This window comes from Bradyrhizobium sp. FW305-F6, assembly GCF_058782905.1.
On the sequence record NZ_JBYSYD010000005.1, the window covers coordinates 347,795 to 360,896 of the forward strand.

The window sequence follows — 13,102 nt, forward strand, 5'->3', positions numbered from 1 at the left end:
GGTGATGGTCGACAGCATCGTCTCGGAGAAGCCGTACGGGGTAATTTTTTCCGCCACGGTGGCCGAGGAAGGTAGTCGTCGGCATGGACAGCGGCTGCGCGTGCGGGCCGAGCTACGGCACCTGCTCGGTGTGCCGACAGTCGGGGACACCTGGGAGATCGACGGAGACGTCCTGCAGACTTCCTACGGCCCCCAGCTGTCGGTCCGCACGGGTCGTCGTCTTCTCTCGTCTGGCCGCCTGGTCAAACAATTTCTCGCCTCTCACGTGCCCGGCGTCGGGACTGAGCGCGCTGATCGGCTGTGGAACGCCTTCGGCGAGAACCTGCCCGAAGTGCTTTCCACCGACGACATGCTGGACGCGATCGCTGCGGCCATGTCGCCGGAGAAGCCGGTTCTCGGAAAGCGCCTCGCCGTGCTGGCCGTCTCTGCCTGGCGCACTGCGAGCAGCGAAGCAGCGCTCGTCGCCTGGCTGGACCGGCTTGGAGTACACGACCTCCGGGTGGTCCGCCAAATCCATCGCGTGTTCGGAAATGCCGCCATGGAGCTTGTCGCGGCGAACCCCTACGTCATGACCCCTCTGCTGTCGTGGAAGCAGATGGACGAGCTAGGCAGGCGGCTTCTCCGCGAGGATGGGCGCGAACCCTCAAGCAATGCCAGGCGCTGGGTGGGCGCCGCCGACGAGGCGGTCAAACGGATGCTCCGTCGGGGCGATACGGCCGCATCGCTCGCAGACTTCACTGCCGAACTCGGCGCGCTGCTGGGGGCGCTGGCCGACTGCGATTTGGCGCTGAAAGCCGCTCTCGGCAACGGAGCGGCACTGCGCGCCGGCGACCAACTGCGGGCTCCCGGGGCCGCGGCTCTCGAGGATGATCTCGTCGAACGCCTCAAGACCCTCTCTTCCAGGCCGCTGGAGCCGCGCCTGAAGGCGATGGCGCCAAGTCGCTGGGCCGAGATCCTGGCCGACCTAGCGGGTCCCGGGCGGGCTCTCCAGCCCGAACAGAACGCCGCTGCGGTCCAGATCATGTCCCGCCCTCTGGCGTGCCTGGTCGGCGGCGCGGGGACGGGCAAGACGTTCACCTGCAAGCTGATCTGTGACCTGTGGATCCGCTTCGGTGGAGACGTGCTCCTGTGCGCCCTCGCCGGCAAGGCGGCGCTGCGGCTGTCCCGTTCGACCGGCCGTTTGGCGAAAACCCTGTCCAGGACATTGGCGGAGCTCGCCGAGCGCGACGACCTCGAAGCCCTTCTCGTCGACGAAAACGCGTCCGAAGACGAAAAGCAGAAGGCCAAGCTGAAGCTGGACGGCCTCAGCCGGATCACCGACAGCACGCTCGTCGTCGTCGACGAGGCTTCCATGGTCGATCTCCCGACTTTCGACAAGCTGGCCAAGCGGCTCCGCCCCGGCAGCCGGCTGCTGCTCGTCGGCGACGAGGCTCAATTGCCGCCGATCGGTTTTGGCTTGGTTTTTCACAAGCTCGTCGGCGACCCCTCTATCACTTCCCGCCTGACGCAGGTTCATCGCCAAGCGGCCGCCACCGGCATCCCCGCGGCCGCCTCGGCGATCCGGACGGGCGGTCTGCCCGACTTCTCGCCCTTTGCCGGTCCGACCCACGGCATCTCGTTCGTCGACGTAGCTTCAGAAAACCTTGCTGGCGCCCTCGACGACGTCATCGAGCGGTTGGGCGGTCCTGCCGACGTTCTCGTGGTGACCGCCACCATCGGCGGCGCGGCCGGCGTGGAGTCCGTGAACGAACGCCGGCACGCCCGCCACGTCGCTGTTGGTCGCGAGGAGCTTCGGGGCTTCTTCGGGCGGCGTTTCTCGGTAGGCGAGCCGGTGATCTTCGGCCGCAACGACTACCGCGCCGGCCTGTTCAACGGACTGCTGGGGCACGTCATCGAGCTCGACTTCGAGAGTCGCGCTGTCAGCGTCCTGTTCGACGGCGACGGCGAGCCGAAGAAGCTTGGGGACGAACACCTCGTCGACCTCGACCTGGCCTATGCGGTCACCTGTCACAAGTGTCAGGGATCGAGCGCCAGGCGCGTCGTCGTTCCGATCTACGGCACCCGCCTGCTCGACCGGTCCTGGCTCTACACGGCGGTCACGCGCGCCGAGGAGCAGGTCGTCTTGATCGGCGACAGGAACGTGTTCGGTACCGCCGTAGCGAAGCCTCCCGCTGCGACCTTCAGGAAAACGGGGCTGCAATGGCCGTGACAACAAGGAATTCATCCGGGCTCCCGACGTTCGTTCGATTGATCCCCGGAGCCGCCCTCGCGCGACCCGTCCGGCGACGACGCGCGCAAACTGCAAGGGCGGAGAGCGAAGCGTCCCTTGCAGGTGAGCACGGCGGCGGCAGGGTCTTGAGCGAGAGGGCGGACGGGATCCTTCGATTGATCCCTGGTGAGCCCGAGCGGAATTCTTCTGAAATCGAGAATTTGAGGAGGACATCGTGAGCAAGCAGTTGATTGCGCAGTTGACCGAGGCAGCGAAGGCCTGCCTTGCCGACCAGAAAGCCACGACTTCCAACGAAAGCGTCAAGCGGAAGCTCGACGTGCTGTCGGGCATCTGCGAGAGGCTCGCGACCACGCCTGGCGAAAAGCCGCTCACCATCGCCGAGGTTGCTCGTCGTCACAACGACCTGAGCGAGCAGACGATCCGCAACGGAGGCGCCAAGGGCAACCGCTACATGCACGTATTTCGCGCATGGGAGCGTGTGGCCGATGCCTTTATCGCGGCCGACCGTCCCTCGCCGCGCAAGGGCGTCCAGATACTGACCGAGAGCGACCTCCACAGCATCAAGGACCCCGTCCTGAGGCACCAAATCACGCTGGTGTTCGCTCAGAATAAGGGCCGGTACAACGAGATTAACACCCTCAAAAAGCTCTTGAAGGAGCGTGAAATCAGGCTCTCGGAGGGGCCGGAGCATCGAAGCCTGACCGGCGGAGAAGACCTTGTTCTTACCTCAGCCGAACTCGACGCTGTCCGTGATTTCATCAACCCCAAGAAGATGAAGGCGAAACACCTGAAGCCCTCTAAGGACGACGGCGTTCACACCGTCGATGGGCAGGCGGTCGCGGACCCGGGCTTCCTCTCGGCACTCCGGAAGATCTCGAAAAGCTACGAACTGCCGGAATGAGCAGTCCGGGACTTCGTCGGCTCGCGTGGGACCGTTGATCTGAATCAACAGACAGACACGGGCGTCGGCCGATGCTTTAAGAATGAAATCACCCAGTGAGAGCCAGCCTGGCAAAAGGCTCCCTGTCCCGGCGTCGCGGCGCACGGCAGAGATGCTTCGCATGATCGAGGAGTACGCAGATGACCTGCGGGAGATCATCAAGCAGCTTCGAGGATCACTGCATTGAACAGTGCGGCATCCGCTTGGCGCGGCATAGGCGCTCTTGCGCCCGGATGAGATGATGCTGAACGGTGGCGCTCCGTAAGGGAATCGAACCCTTCTTTGAGCCTTGAGAGGGCCCTGTCCTAACCGATAGACGAACGGAGCAAGGTCCGCGAAGCGGGCCTTCTACTAGTCTTTGCGAACCTACCAAAATAGGCTCTCTACACTCCCTTTCGGTACATATACCGAGGCAAAAACCCTATCACCTACATACATGGTATGGTCGGAGGGGGGTATTTATCTTCCTAACCGCTAGACGAAGGGAGCGTGAGGGTTAGCCAATAGCCTCGAAATTTGTCCGCCGCAAGGACCCGAACCGCCGTTTTACGGCTCGTTGGCAAATTTCAGCTTTCCGGCCGGCTTGAGCGTGTGGGCGTCGAAGGTGCGGATCTCGGTCACGCCGCCGAGGTCCAACGTGACCACCACCCGGTCTCCGGCGACCCCGGTGGAAACGATTCGAGCCCCCTTCGGCAGGGTGGCGATGACGTCGCCGCCGGCTTCCACCGCCCTTCCCTCGGACTTGAAAAGGCGGTAGCCCACCGCGATCAGCACGGCGCAGAACGCCAGCGCCGTGGTCAACCCCGCGATCAGCATCATCCGCCGCACCCGCGCGAACAGCGCGGCCTGCTCGGGGGTCGGTTCGGGAACAGCGGTATCAGACGTCGTCATGGAAAGCTCTGGGTCAGCGCAGCGGTTGGAGGTCGTGGTCGGGGGCGACGAGGGCTCGGCCCGGCTCGACCGCGTGCTGGCGGCGCGCCTCACCGACCTGTCGCGATCGAGGCTGAAGGCCCTGATCCTGGCGGGCGCCGTGCAGCTGAAGGCCGCCGCGGTCCGCGACCCCGCTTATCACGTCAGTCCCGGCGATACGATCATAATCGACGTGCCCGAGGCGGCGCCCGCCGAGCCCAAGGGGGAGGAGATCGCCCTCGATATCGTGTTCGAGGACGACGACATCGTCGTCATCAACAAGCCCAAGGGCCTCGTGGTGCACCCCGCGGCGGGCCACGAGACCGGCACGCTGGTGAATGCGCTGATCGCCCATTGCGGCAGCTCGCTGTCGGGCATCGGCGGGGTGCGACGGCCCGGCATCGTGCACCGGCTCGACAAGGACACGACGGGGCTGATGGTGGTGGCGAAGAACGACCTCGCCCACGCCGCGCTGTCGGCGCAATTCGCCGACCACGGCCGGACCGGCGAGATGCGGCGCGGCTACATGGCGTTCGTGTGGGGGGTGCCGCACCGGCACCGCGGCACCGTCGATGCGCCGATCGACCGCCATCCGCATGCGCGCGAGAAGATGGCCGTGCGCCAGGGCGGCCGCGAGGCGGTGACGCATTGGGACATCCTGGAGAGCTTTGCCGGCCGCGACGGCAAGCCGGTGGCCGCCCTGCTCGCCTGCGAGCTCGAGACCGGCCGCACGCACCAGATCCGCGTCCACCTTGCCCATATCGGCCATCCGCTGATGGGGGATGCGGTCTATGGCCCGCATTTCAAGACCAAGGCGAACCAGCTGGGCCCTGAGTCGCAATCAGCATTGGCGGCGCTGGGACGGCAGGCCTTACATGCTTACCTGCTGGTGCTGGAGCACCCGAGGACGGGAGAACTTCTGCACTGGGAGGCGCCTTTGCCGGAGGATTTGGTTCTCCTGGAAAGCGCCCTCAAAGCGGCGCTATGACGCAGCCGGCTTCAGAAAGGCTTTACATTACAAAAAGTTATAGCTGCCACACGGGGACGTGACGTCAGCAATCCTTCCCTTTTTGACCCCCAATGAGGTATATTGCGCGTGCGTTGAAATGACCAACGCGGAACATCGCAGCCCGGCCGGCTTTGACACAGCGGTCGTCTGCCTGGCCCGCCGCTATCGGGGGCCTGAACCATTTGGAGGGCGCACTATGGCCCGTACCGCTTCGTTGCCGGTCCTCAATGGAGAATCCGGCCTATCTCGCTACCTCGCCGAGATCCGCAAGTTCCCGATGCTGGAACCCCAGCAAGAGTACATGCTCGCCAAGCGTTGGCGCGAGCATGACGATCGGGACGCGGCGCATCAGCTCGTCACCAGCCATCTCCGGCTCGTGGCCAAGATTGCCATGGGCTATCGCGGCTACGGCCTGCCGATTTCCGAGGTCGTCTCGGAAGGCAATGTCGGCCTGATGCAGGCGGTGAAGCGATTCGAGCCCGAGAAGGGGTTCCGTCTCGCTACTTACGCCATGTGGTGGATCAAGGCGTCGATTCAAGAGTACATCCTGCGTTCCTGGTCGCTCGTGAAGATGGGCACCACCGCGAACCAGAAGAAGCTGTTCTTCAACCTGCGCAAGGCGAAGAGCAAGATCAACGCACTGGACGAGGGCGATCTCCGCCCCGACCAGGTGAAGACGATCGCCAAGCGCCTCGGCGTCACCGATCAGGACGTCATCGACATGAACCGCCGCCTCGGCGGCGACGCGTCGCTGAACGCTCCGATCCGCGACGACGGCGAAGCCGGCGAATGGCAGGACTGGCTGGTCGACAATACGCCCAACCAGGAAGCCATGATGGCGGAGCACGAGGAGTATGATCACCGCCGTGACGCGCTGAACGGCGCCATGGGCGTGCTCAACCCGCGCGAACGCCGCATCTTCGAGGCTCGCCGCCTCGCCGATGATCCGATGACGCTGGAAGACCTTGCCGCCGAGTTCGGCGTGTCGCGCGAGCGCGTCCGCCAGATCGAGGTCCGCGCCTTCGAGAAGGTGCAGTCCGCGGTGAAGGGCACGATCGCAAGGGCCGAACAGGCTGCGCTGGAAGCCGCGCACTAAGCGACGTCCAGCACGAGAGATTGGCGGATCGAAAGAGCGAAAAAGCCGGCGGCAACGCCGGCTTTTTTGTTGCCGTGAAGGAGGAGGGTGGGCACTCCGCCGTCATTCCGGGGCGCGCGCAGCGCGAGCCGGGAATCCATTTATCCACCAACTCTGACACAAGATGGATTCCGGGTTCGCGCCAAGAGGCGCGCCGGAATGACAACCAACTACTCCCCCCACTGCCTTGCCATGGTCGCGAGCGTGCAGCCTTCGCAATAGCGGGCGTCCTTGTAGTCGATCCAGTTGTGCGCATAGACGCGGTCGAGCGGGATGCCGTAGCGCGTGCGCAGCACCTTGACGAGGATCTTCCACGCCGCGACCTGCGCCTCGGTCGGTGCCGTCGTGACATCGGGATAGTTGCCGGCGAACTCGACGCCGATCGAATTGTCGCGCACCACCTGGCGATAGGTCGACTTGTTGTCGATGTACTTGTTGTCGTTGCGGTTGGCGCCGTCGCCATGGGTCGGCACCAGGTTTTCGGCGACCGCCCAATACACCGTGCCGTCAGTCTCGACCCACACCGTGACGCCGCGCCGCGTCGGGTTCTTCGCCTGCGCCAGCGCGCCGCCGCGCGCCGAGCCCGCGGGTCCCTCGGTCTGGTGCACGATGATGTTGCGCCAGGGGTTGGCGTTGCGGACGTCGCCCCAGGGCGCCAGCCAGACCATCTTCAGGCCGGGAATGTCGGGCGTGCCGGAGGCGCGCGCGAGCCTTGCAAGCTCGGCATCGTCAGCGGCGGCAGGAGCGACAAGAAGGAGCGCGGCGAACGCAGCCGCAGCCAGGCGAGACATCATCAGGCACGTCCAATGCAACCGAGGCAAGCCCACTTTACGCGAATTTGCGCAGCGCTTCGATCGTCTCGGGCGAGAGCGGCGGCGGGGCCGGATCATAGACCGCAAAATCGTTCTTGCCGTTCTTCTTGGCGGCATACAGGGCGTGGTCGGCATTGGCCATCAGGCGGTCGGGGAAATCGCCGATGCTGCGATCCCACTCCGCGACCCCGATCGAGATCGCGATCGGAATGTCGCCGGGGGTGCAAGCCTCGGCATCCTGACGGCAGGCCTCGAGCACGCGGCGGGCGATGGTGGCAGCTTCGCGCAGCGACGAGGACGGCAGCACGACGCAGAACTCGTCGCCGCCGGTGCGGGCGAGCATGTCGCCGGGCCGCAGCCGCGTCTGCGCCATCAGGGTGAAGTGCTTGAGGCAGGCATCGCCGGCGGCATGGCCGTGAGTGTCGTTGATGGCCTTGAAGCCGTCGAGATCGATCACCAGCAGCGAGAACGGCGCGCCGCTGCGTCCCGAGCGGGCACATTCCTCGGTCAGGCGCTGCAGGAGATGCCGCCGGTTGGCGACGCCGGTGAGATCGTCGAGCAGCGCAAGGTCCGCGACCTCGTTGCGCAACCGCTCGATCGCCATCAGCAGGCAGGCGAAGTTCCAGCCCATGCCCAGGAACACCAGGAGCAGGATCATCAGCGCCTGCAAGCCGTTGAAGCTGGTGGCGACGATGGGACCGCCATAGCCGAGCAGCGCCGCGGCGGAGCGGACCACGTGAATGAACAGGAGCAGGAAACCGACGATCGCAGCGAGGCGCGCGCCCGGGTTTTCCCGGCCGCTCTGCCTTCCGAGAAGCAGCGGCAGCGTCAACACGATCGGTGTCGATTGACCCAGCGAGTAGATCAGGACCCGCATCGGCATGTTGTCGGTGACGAGCAGGAAGAAGGCGAGACCGGCGCTGCACAGAACGGAGTTGGCGACCGCCGCCGGCCAGGACACCGGCCGGTGATAGAACCGGGCGACGCCCATGCAGGCGAGCCACGACGAAAAGATCATCAGGGCGCCGCCGCCGATCAGCGGAAAGCCCGGATCCATCACGTCGCGCAGCATCGAGACCGCCGCGCCTGCCGCAGCCAGCACCGCCGCCGCCGTCCAGTACCGCGCCGCCTCGAATTTGGGATAGGCGTGCGACACGTAGGCCCAGATCAGGCCCAGCGCCAGGAAGTTGATGACGATGACGGTCCAGAGTGTCGGCACGCTCAGCATGGCGACTGCGGGACGCGCATGATCCCGCCCTCTTCGTTTGGCAACTGCCCGTACATACCCGCCCCCGTGTTCTTGTGGTGGATCATGCGCGCGACGCGCTTAATGGAGTCTCACCGCGATCGCGTAAACTCGGGCATTGGTTTTGGATTGATGAATCCTGCGGACGGATTCCGGAAGCATTAAGCAAGCCTGCGACGGGCGCGAGGGCGGTGCAACGGGCGCGCGCCAAGCGGATTCGCGCGGCAAAATCACCCGAAAATGCATCTGAGCTGTGGATAACGTGATGACGGAGATATGACGGTGCGGGGCAGAGACCTGCGAATCTGCTGAGTTTGTCGTCGAGGATGTTGCGAGGCTGGCCCTCCGCCGAGCATCCCTCGTGTCGCGTTCCACCATTAACCCCTAAGAGGATACTATGGCTAAGAAAGCGAAGAAGGCGGTGAAGAAGAAGGCGAAAAAGGCCAAGAAGGCGAAGAAGAAGTAACGAGGCTTCTGTTTCTTTTGCCCGGGTGGACTGAGCTCCGCCCGGGCGTCGGGTCGAAGAGTTTGAAGGTAGCGGGCGCAAGGCCCGCTTTTTTGTTGAGTGAGTATTCGAGGCGCCCCCGCTCTGATGGCGTCATGGCCGGGCTTGTCCCGCCTGCGCGGCCGAAGCCGCTTCGGCGCGGCGAAGGCCCCGGGCATGACGAGACTTTTCGAGAGCTGACGAAGAGCCTACCGCTCCGACAAAGCGAGCTTGGCGCCGAGTGCGGCAAAGCCCGCGGCAAAGCTGCGGCGCAGCCAGGCCATGACTTGCGGGCGGGAGATGACGCGCTCGCGCACCGCGGCGGCGCAAAGGCCGTAGACCACGAACACCGCGAACGTCATCGCCATGAACGCGCCGCTCAATTCCATCATGCGCGCCAGCACATGGGCCTCGTCCGCCGCGATGAACTGCGGCAGGAAGGCGAGAAAGAAGATCGACAGTTTTGGATTGAGGATGTTGATCAGGATACCGGTGACGACAACGCGGCCGTTCGAGCGCTCGCGGATTTCGCCGTCGACCGCCAGCGCCCCCGTCTCGCGCAGCGCCTGCCAGGACATGTAGAGCAGATAGGCGACGCCGCACCATTTCAGCACGGCGAAGGCGAGCGCGCTGGTGTGAAGCACGGCGGCAAGCCCCAGCATCGCCGCCGCCATGTGCGGCACGATGCCGAGCGTGCAGCCGAAGGCGGCCGCCACGCTGGCGCGGGAGCCGCGGGTCAGCGCCGCCGCCAGCGTGTAAAGCACGCCGGTACCAGGCGACGCGACGACGATGAGCGAGGTGAGCAGGAAGGACCAGGTCATGGACCGACGCTATCACCGCCCTTCGCGGTGGGGAAGCCGGGTTTCGATCCCAGACCGTCACCCTGAGGTGGCCGCTTCTTCAGCGGCCCTCGAAGGGCGACGGCCCGGCTATCGCGGCATCTCGGCCCTGCATGCTTCGAGGCTCCCGCGCGACGCGTTGCGTCGCGTGGGAGCACCTCAGGATGACGGGATTGATAGTGGATTTGCTTCGCAACAGGCGAAGCTCTCGTCTCAGGACAGCTGCGCGAGCTCGGCCTCGCGCAGCACGTCGAGCGGCGCCCAGGGCTTGGCCCAGAATTTGGCGCCATCTGGCAAGGGCTGCATCAGGGGGCGGCCGGAGGTGACGACGACGTCGAGCCTGGGATTGCGATCCTTGGCGACGTGAGCGAGCTCGACCCCGTTCATGCGGCCGGCAAGCTGCACGTCCGTCAGCATCAGGGAGAGCACGCCGGCGTTCTTGTCGAGGACGCGCTCGGCGGCCTCGGCGCTTTCGCACTGGATGACCTGATAACCGCTCTCTTCCAGGAGAACGCACAGCATCTCACGCTGCATGATGTCGTCTTCAACGATGAGCGCTGTCGCGCGAAATGGTTTCGATTGTCCCATCGGCGGCTCCCAATGCATGCCTAGTAACGAATGTTAAAAACCTGGGGCGCCCGAGGTTCGGTTCCATTCTGAAAAAATGTAAAGCATAGTTCCCGCATCAAGGCTTGACGGGGAGCATCATGACGACGATTCGCGGCGCCGCCGCCATCACGGGAGCCGCCAGCGGCATCGGCCGCGCGCTGGCCATCGAACTTGCACAGCGCGGCTGCGATCTCGCGCTCGCCGACCGAGACGAGGCGGGACTGAAGGCGCTGGCCGCGGAGATCGGCCCGGCCCGCAAGGTCAGCGTCCACCGCGTCGACGTCGGTGAGGCTGATGACATCGCGCAGTTCGCGAGCGAGGCGGTCGCGGCCCATCCGGCGCTGAACATCGTCGTCAACAATGCCGGCGTGGCGCTGATGGGCTCGTTCGAGGAGATCGACCAGGCGCAGATGGACTGGCTGTTCGACATCAATTTCTGGGGCGTCGTGCACGGCACGCGGGCCTTCCTGCCGCATCTGAAGACGAGGCCCGAGGCGCACATCGTCAACCTCTCCTCGATCTTCGGCATCATCGCGCCGCCGGGCCAGGCGGCCTATGCGGCGGCCAAGTTCGCGGTGCGCGGCTTTTCCGAGAGCCTGCGGCACGAGCTCAGCGTGGCGGACAGCCCGGTCAAGCTGTCGGTGGTGCATCCCGGCGGCGTGGCCACCGCGATCGCGCGCAACGCGCGCACCGGCGTCGGCGTCACCGACAATGCCCGCCGCGCGCAATCGATCGAGCGGTTCGAGACCGCTGCGAAGACGACGCCGAAGCAAGCCGCGCTGCGCATCATCAGGGGCATCGAGCGAAACGAGCCGCGCATCCTGATCGGCAACGACGCCCGCTTCATCGACCTGCTGCAGCGCTTCCGCCCGGGGACATACTGGGCGCCGCTGCAGCGGCGACTGGAGAAGATGGCGAAGGGGACGTAGGCGCGTGGCGCTCGCTTCACCCTCCCATGAAGGGCAGGGCAATCGCATGTGGCGCGATCTCGCCTGTGGCCATCCTTCGAGACGCCCGCCGTTGGCGGGCCCTCAGGATGAGGATCGAGGACGTTGAGCCTGTTTCAACGGGCTCCGATGCCGCTTAGCCTCATCCTGAGGAGACCGCGAAGCGGTCGTCTCGAAGGACGAGGCGCGCGCTCAGCTCGCGCAACGAGCCAAATGCGATAGCCCTCCCCTGGAGGGGGAGGGTCGCTACGCATGTAGCGAAGCGGAATGCGTAGCGGGGTGGGGTGACGGTCTCTCCACATCCGACACTGCCCGCTTGGAGAGATCACCCCACCCCGCTCGCGCTTCGCGCGATCGACCCTCCCCCTCCAGGGGAGGGTGAAGTCACTGCCCCGCCAGCCGGTCCGCGAAATAGCCGATGGTCTTGCGATAGACCACCGCCCTGTTCCACTCGCGCATCGCCTCGAAATTCGGCGTGCCCTCGCCATAGGGCTGGCCCATCTTGAAGCCGCTGGTGTGGAGCAAATTCGCGGTCGAGGCGAGCACGTCGGGGATGCTGTGGCGGAGGTCGACATGGCCGTCGCCGTCGAAATCGACCCCGTACTTGATGTAAGACGACGGCAGGAACTGGGTCTGGCCGATCTCGCCGGCAAAGGCGCCGATCATGTCGCGCAGCTGCAGGTCGCCGCGCTGCACGATCTTGAGCGCGGCGAGCAGCTCGCCCTGGAACAGATCGGTGCGGCGGCAGTCATGCGCCAGCGTCGCCAGCGTGCGGACCACCGGCAGCTTGCCGGTGTCGCCCTTGCCGAAATCGCTCTCCAGCCCCCAGATCGCGACGAGGATGTAACGCGGCACGCCGAACTTCTGCTCGACGCGCGAGAGCAGCGCGGCATGGCGCTGGAGCATCGCGCGGCCGGCATTGATGCGGCCGGGGCCGACGCGGGTCGAGACATATTGCTCGAAGGTCTTGTTGAAGGTGTAGCGCTGGCGCCGGTCGAAGGCGAGCACCGCAGGGTCGGGAGTGACGCCGCCGAGCGCGGCGCTGGTCACGCTGGCCGAGACGCCGGCCGACTGCGCCTCCTGCGTCATGCTGGCGATGAAGCTGTTGAAGTCGCCGCCGCAGCGCGCGGCCTGCGCCGATCCGCCGGCCAGAGAGACGACGAAGGCGGCGGCGAGCAGCAGTCTCAGCATGTGGAGCAATCCCCGAAAATCCCTGGAAGCAGCGCGATCATGCCCGGGAAAGCAGCGAGCGTCAAAGCGCAAGACTTGAATCAGAAGAGGGCTTGATCCGCATCAAACTGTCTCACGCGCCTGCTTTCTAGATTGGGACGCCAACAGGCGAGCCGCCGAGGAGATGAATCCATGACCGGAATTACCCTGAGCACCGAGCAGATCCGCAATGCTCCTGCAGCGGTGCGGCAATGGATCGAGCAGGAGGTGATCCATTCGCTCGGCCTCAGCCCGCGCGCGCCCGCGACGATCCCGCCGCAGGCCGCCCACCTCGTCGCCTGCAGCGTGGAGGACGTCGCCGGCGTGCTGGAACATATCAGGGGCGTGCTTCCGGCCGTGAACGTGCTGCTCGAGCTCGGCCGCCCCGGCATCAGCATCGGCCGGCCCGCGGTGATGACCTTCCGCCTGATGGACATCCTGCATCACACCCGCCTGCCGGATATCGGCAGCGTCCTCACCTGCCTGGAGATGATCAACCAGGCGCTGATCGAGGTGAAGAAGGATCCGTCCGTGCGGTTCTGCGGTTTCGACAATGAAGGCCACTGCCTGATCGCACCGCAGACGCAAGCGAGCATCGCGACGCTATGGCAGACCATGATGGAGCGGCAGCAGGCGGCGCGCGTGGCGGACAGCCGGGCGGCGCCGGCGGCGTGAGGCGGATGGTATCGCCAAGCCCTCCCCTCGTCATTGCGGGGCGCGCAACGCGCGAACC

At 65.5% G+C, this 13,102-nt stretch carries 13 protein-coding genes and 1 tRNA gene; 6 read left to right on the top strand and 8 right to left on the bottom strand.

What is annotated here, in order from left to right; translation table 11 throughout:
- Window positions 1-4: 4 nt before the first annotated feature.
- The gene (locus AC3WLX_RS29695) at window positions 5-2,209 is read left to right on the top strand and encodes an AAA family ATPase (protein WP_492338659.1); all 2,205 of its coding nucleotides are present in this window, start codon (window positions 5-7) and stop codon (window positions 2,207-2,209) included.
- 235 nt (window positions 2,210-2,444) lie between these two features.
- Complete coding sequence (gene gmtX / locus AC3WLX_RS29700) at window positions 2,445-3,131, top strand: gamma-mobile-trio protein GmtX (protein ID WP_492338660.1); 687 nt, start codon at window positions 2,445-2,447, stop codon at window positions 3,129-3,131.
- Between the two features lie 291 nt (window positions 3,132-3,422).
- On the opposite strand, the gene AC3WLX_RS29705 is transcribed toward gmtX, so the two are convergent.
- Window positions 3,423-3,497 (bottom strand) — tRNA-Glu (locus AC3WLX_RS29705).
- 219 nt (window positions 3,498-3,716) lie between these two features.
- A complete protein-coding gene (locus tag AC3WLX_RS29710) occupies window positions 3,717-4,061 on the bottom strand; it encodes a hypothetical protein (protein ID WP_492338661.1) in 345 nt (114 codons plus the stop codon).
- On the opposite strand from AC3WLX_RS29710, the gene AC3WLX_RS29715 reads away from it, so the two are divergent.
- On the top strand, window positions 4,060-5,067 hold the full coding sequence (locus AC3WLX_RS29715) for an RluA family pseudouridine synthase (RefSeq protein WP_492338662.1): 1,008 nt from the start codon (window positions 4,060-4,062) through the stop codon (window positions 5,065-5,067). The two genes, AC3WLX_RS29710 and AC3WLX_RS29715, sit on opposite strands and share 2 nt — an antisense overlap.
- A 217-nt stretch (window positions 5,068-5,284) precedes the next feature.
- Entirely contained in the window at window positions 5,285-6,184 is a 900-nt protein-coding gene (rpoH, locus tag AC3WLX_RS29720) for an RNA polymerase sigma factor RpoH (protein WP_291629016.1), read from the top strand.
- Here rpoH and AC3WLX_RS29725 read toward each other — a convergent pair.
- From AC3WLX_RS29725 to AC3WLX_RS29745, 5 genes are all read right to left on the bottom strand, one after another.
- Window positions 6,181-6,324 carry a hypothetical protein gene (locus tag AC3WLX_RS29725; RefSeq protein ID WP_492338663.1) on the bottom strand — a complete coding sequence of 48 codons (144 nt, stop codon included), beginning with the start codon at window positions 6,322-6,324 and terminating at the stop codon, window positions 6,181-6,183. The two genes, rpoH and AC3WLX_RS29725, sit on opposite strands and share 4 nt — an antisense overlap.
- Before the next feature lie 69 nt (window positions 6,325-6,393).
- Entirely contained in the window at window positions 6,394-7,017 is a 624-nt protein-coding gene (locus AC3WLX_RS29730; RefSeq protein WP_291629014.1) for a peptidoglycan recognition protein family protein, read from the bottom strand.
- A gap of 34 nt (window positions 7,018-7,051) precedes the next feature.
- Window positions 7,052-8,263 (bottom strand): GGDEF domain-containing protein, encoded by a 1,212-nt coding sequence (locus AC3WLX_RS29735; RefSeq protein ID WP_492338664.1) that lies wholly within the window; start codon window positions 8,261-8,263, stop codon window positions 7,052-7,054.
- 711 nt (window positions 8,264-8,974) lie between these two features.
- A complete protein-coding gene (locus AC3WLX_RS29740; RefSeq protein ID WP_291629010.1) occupies window positions 8,975-9,586 on the bottom strand; it encodes a LysE family translocator in 612 nt (203 codons plus the stop codon).
- Window positions 9,587-9,817: 231 nt separating this feature from the next.
- The gene (locus tag AC3WLX_RS29745) at window positions 9,818-10,192 is read right to left on the bottom strand and encodes a response regulator (protein ID WP_492338665.1); all 375 of its coding nucleotides are present in this window, start codon (window positions 10,190-10,192) and stop codon (window positions 9,818-9,820) included.
- Between the two features lie 119 nt (window positions 10,193-10,311).
- Here AC3WLX_RS29745 and AC3WLX_RS29750 point away from each other — a divergent pair, with 119 nt between their 5' ends.
- Window positions 10,312-11,142: an SDR family NAD(P)-dependent oxidoreductase gene (locus AC3WLX_RS29750; RefSeq protein ID WP_492338666.1), complete on the top strand. Its 831-nt coding sequence runs from the start codon at window positions 10,312-10,314 to the stop codon at window positions 11,140-11,142.
- A 402-nt stretch (window positions 11,143-11,544) separates the two neighbouring features.
- Here the strand turns inward: AC3WLX_RS29750 and AC3WLX_RS29755 are convergent, their stop codons facing one another.
- Window positions 11,545-12,351: a lytic murein transglycosylase gene (locus AC3WLX_RS29755; protein ID WP_492338667.1), complete on the bottom strand. Its 807-nt coding sequence runs from the start codon at window positions 12,349-12,351 to the stop codon at window positions 11,545-11,547.
- Between the two features lie 171 nt (window positions 12,352-12,522).
- Here AC3WLX_RS29755 and AC3WLX_RS29760 point away from each other — a divergent pair, with 171 nt between their 5' ends.
- Complete coding sequence (locus AC3WLX_RS29760) at window positions 12,523-13,044, top strand: hypothetical protein (protein ID WP_492338668.1); 522 nt, start codon at window positions 12,523-12,525, stop codon at window positions 13,042-13,044.
- The last annotated feature ends 58 nt before the right edge of the window (window positions 13,045-13,102 follow it).

Coding starts and splice junctions, on each gene's coding strand:
- AC3WLX_RS29695 (WP_492338659.1), top strand. CDS start 5: ATGGTCGACAGCATCGTCTCGGAGAAGCCGTACGGGGTAATTTTTTCC.
- AC3WLX_RS29715 (WP_492338662.1), top strand. CDS start 4,060: ATGGAAAGCTCTGGGTCAGCGCAGCGGTTGGAGGTCGTGGTCGGGGGC.
- AC3WLX_RS29710 (WP_492338661.1), bottom strand. CDS start 4,061: ATGACGACGTCTGATACCGCTGTTCCCGAACCGACCCCCGAGCAGGCC.
- rpoH (WP_291629016.1), top strand. CDS start 5,285: ATGGCCCGTACCGCTTCGTTGCCGGTCCTCAATGGAGAATCCGGCCTA.
- AC3WLX_RS29725 (WP_492338663.1), bottom strand. CDS start 6,324: ATGGATTCCCGGCTCGCGCTGCGCGCGCCCCGGAATGACGGCGGAGTG.
- AC3WLX_RS29730 (WP_291629014.1), bottom strand. CDS start 7,017: ATGATGTCTCGCCTGGCTGCGGCTGCGTTCGCCGCGCTCCTTCTTGTC.
- AC3WLX_RS29735 (WP_492338664.1), bottom strand. CDS start 8,263: ATGCTGAGCGTGCCGACACTCTGGACCGTCATCGTCATCAACTTCCTG.
- AC3WLX_RS29740 (WP_291629010.1), bottom strand. CDS start 9,586: ATGACCTGGTCCTTCCTGCTCACCTCGCTCATCGTCGTCGCGTCGCCT.
- AC3WLX_RS29745 (WP_492338665.1), bottom strand. CDS start 10,192: ATGGGACAATCGAAACCATTTCGCGCGACAGCGCTCATCGTTGAAGAC.
- AC3WLX_RS29750 (WP_492338666.1), top strand. CDS start 10,312: ATGACGACGATTCGCGGCGCCGCCGCCATCACGGGAGCCGCCAGCGGC.
- AC3WLX_RS29755 (WP_492338667.1), bottom strand. CDS start 12,351: ATGCTGAGACTGCTGCTCGCCGCCGCCTTCGTCGTCTCTCTGGCCGGC.
- AC3WLX_RS29760 (WP_492338668.1), top strand. CDS start 12,523: ATGACCGGAATTACCCTGAGCACCGAGCAGATCCGCAATGCTCCTGCA.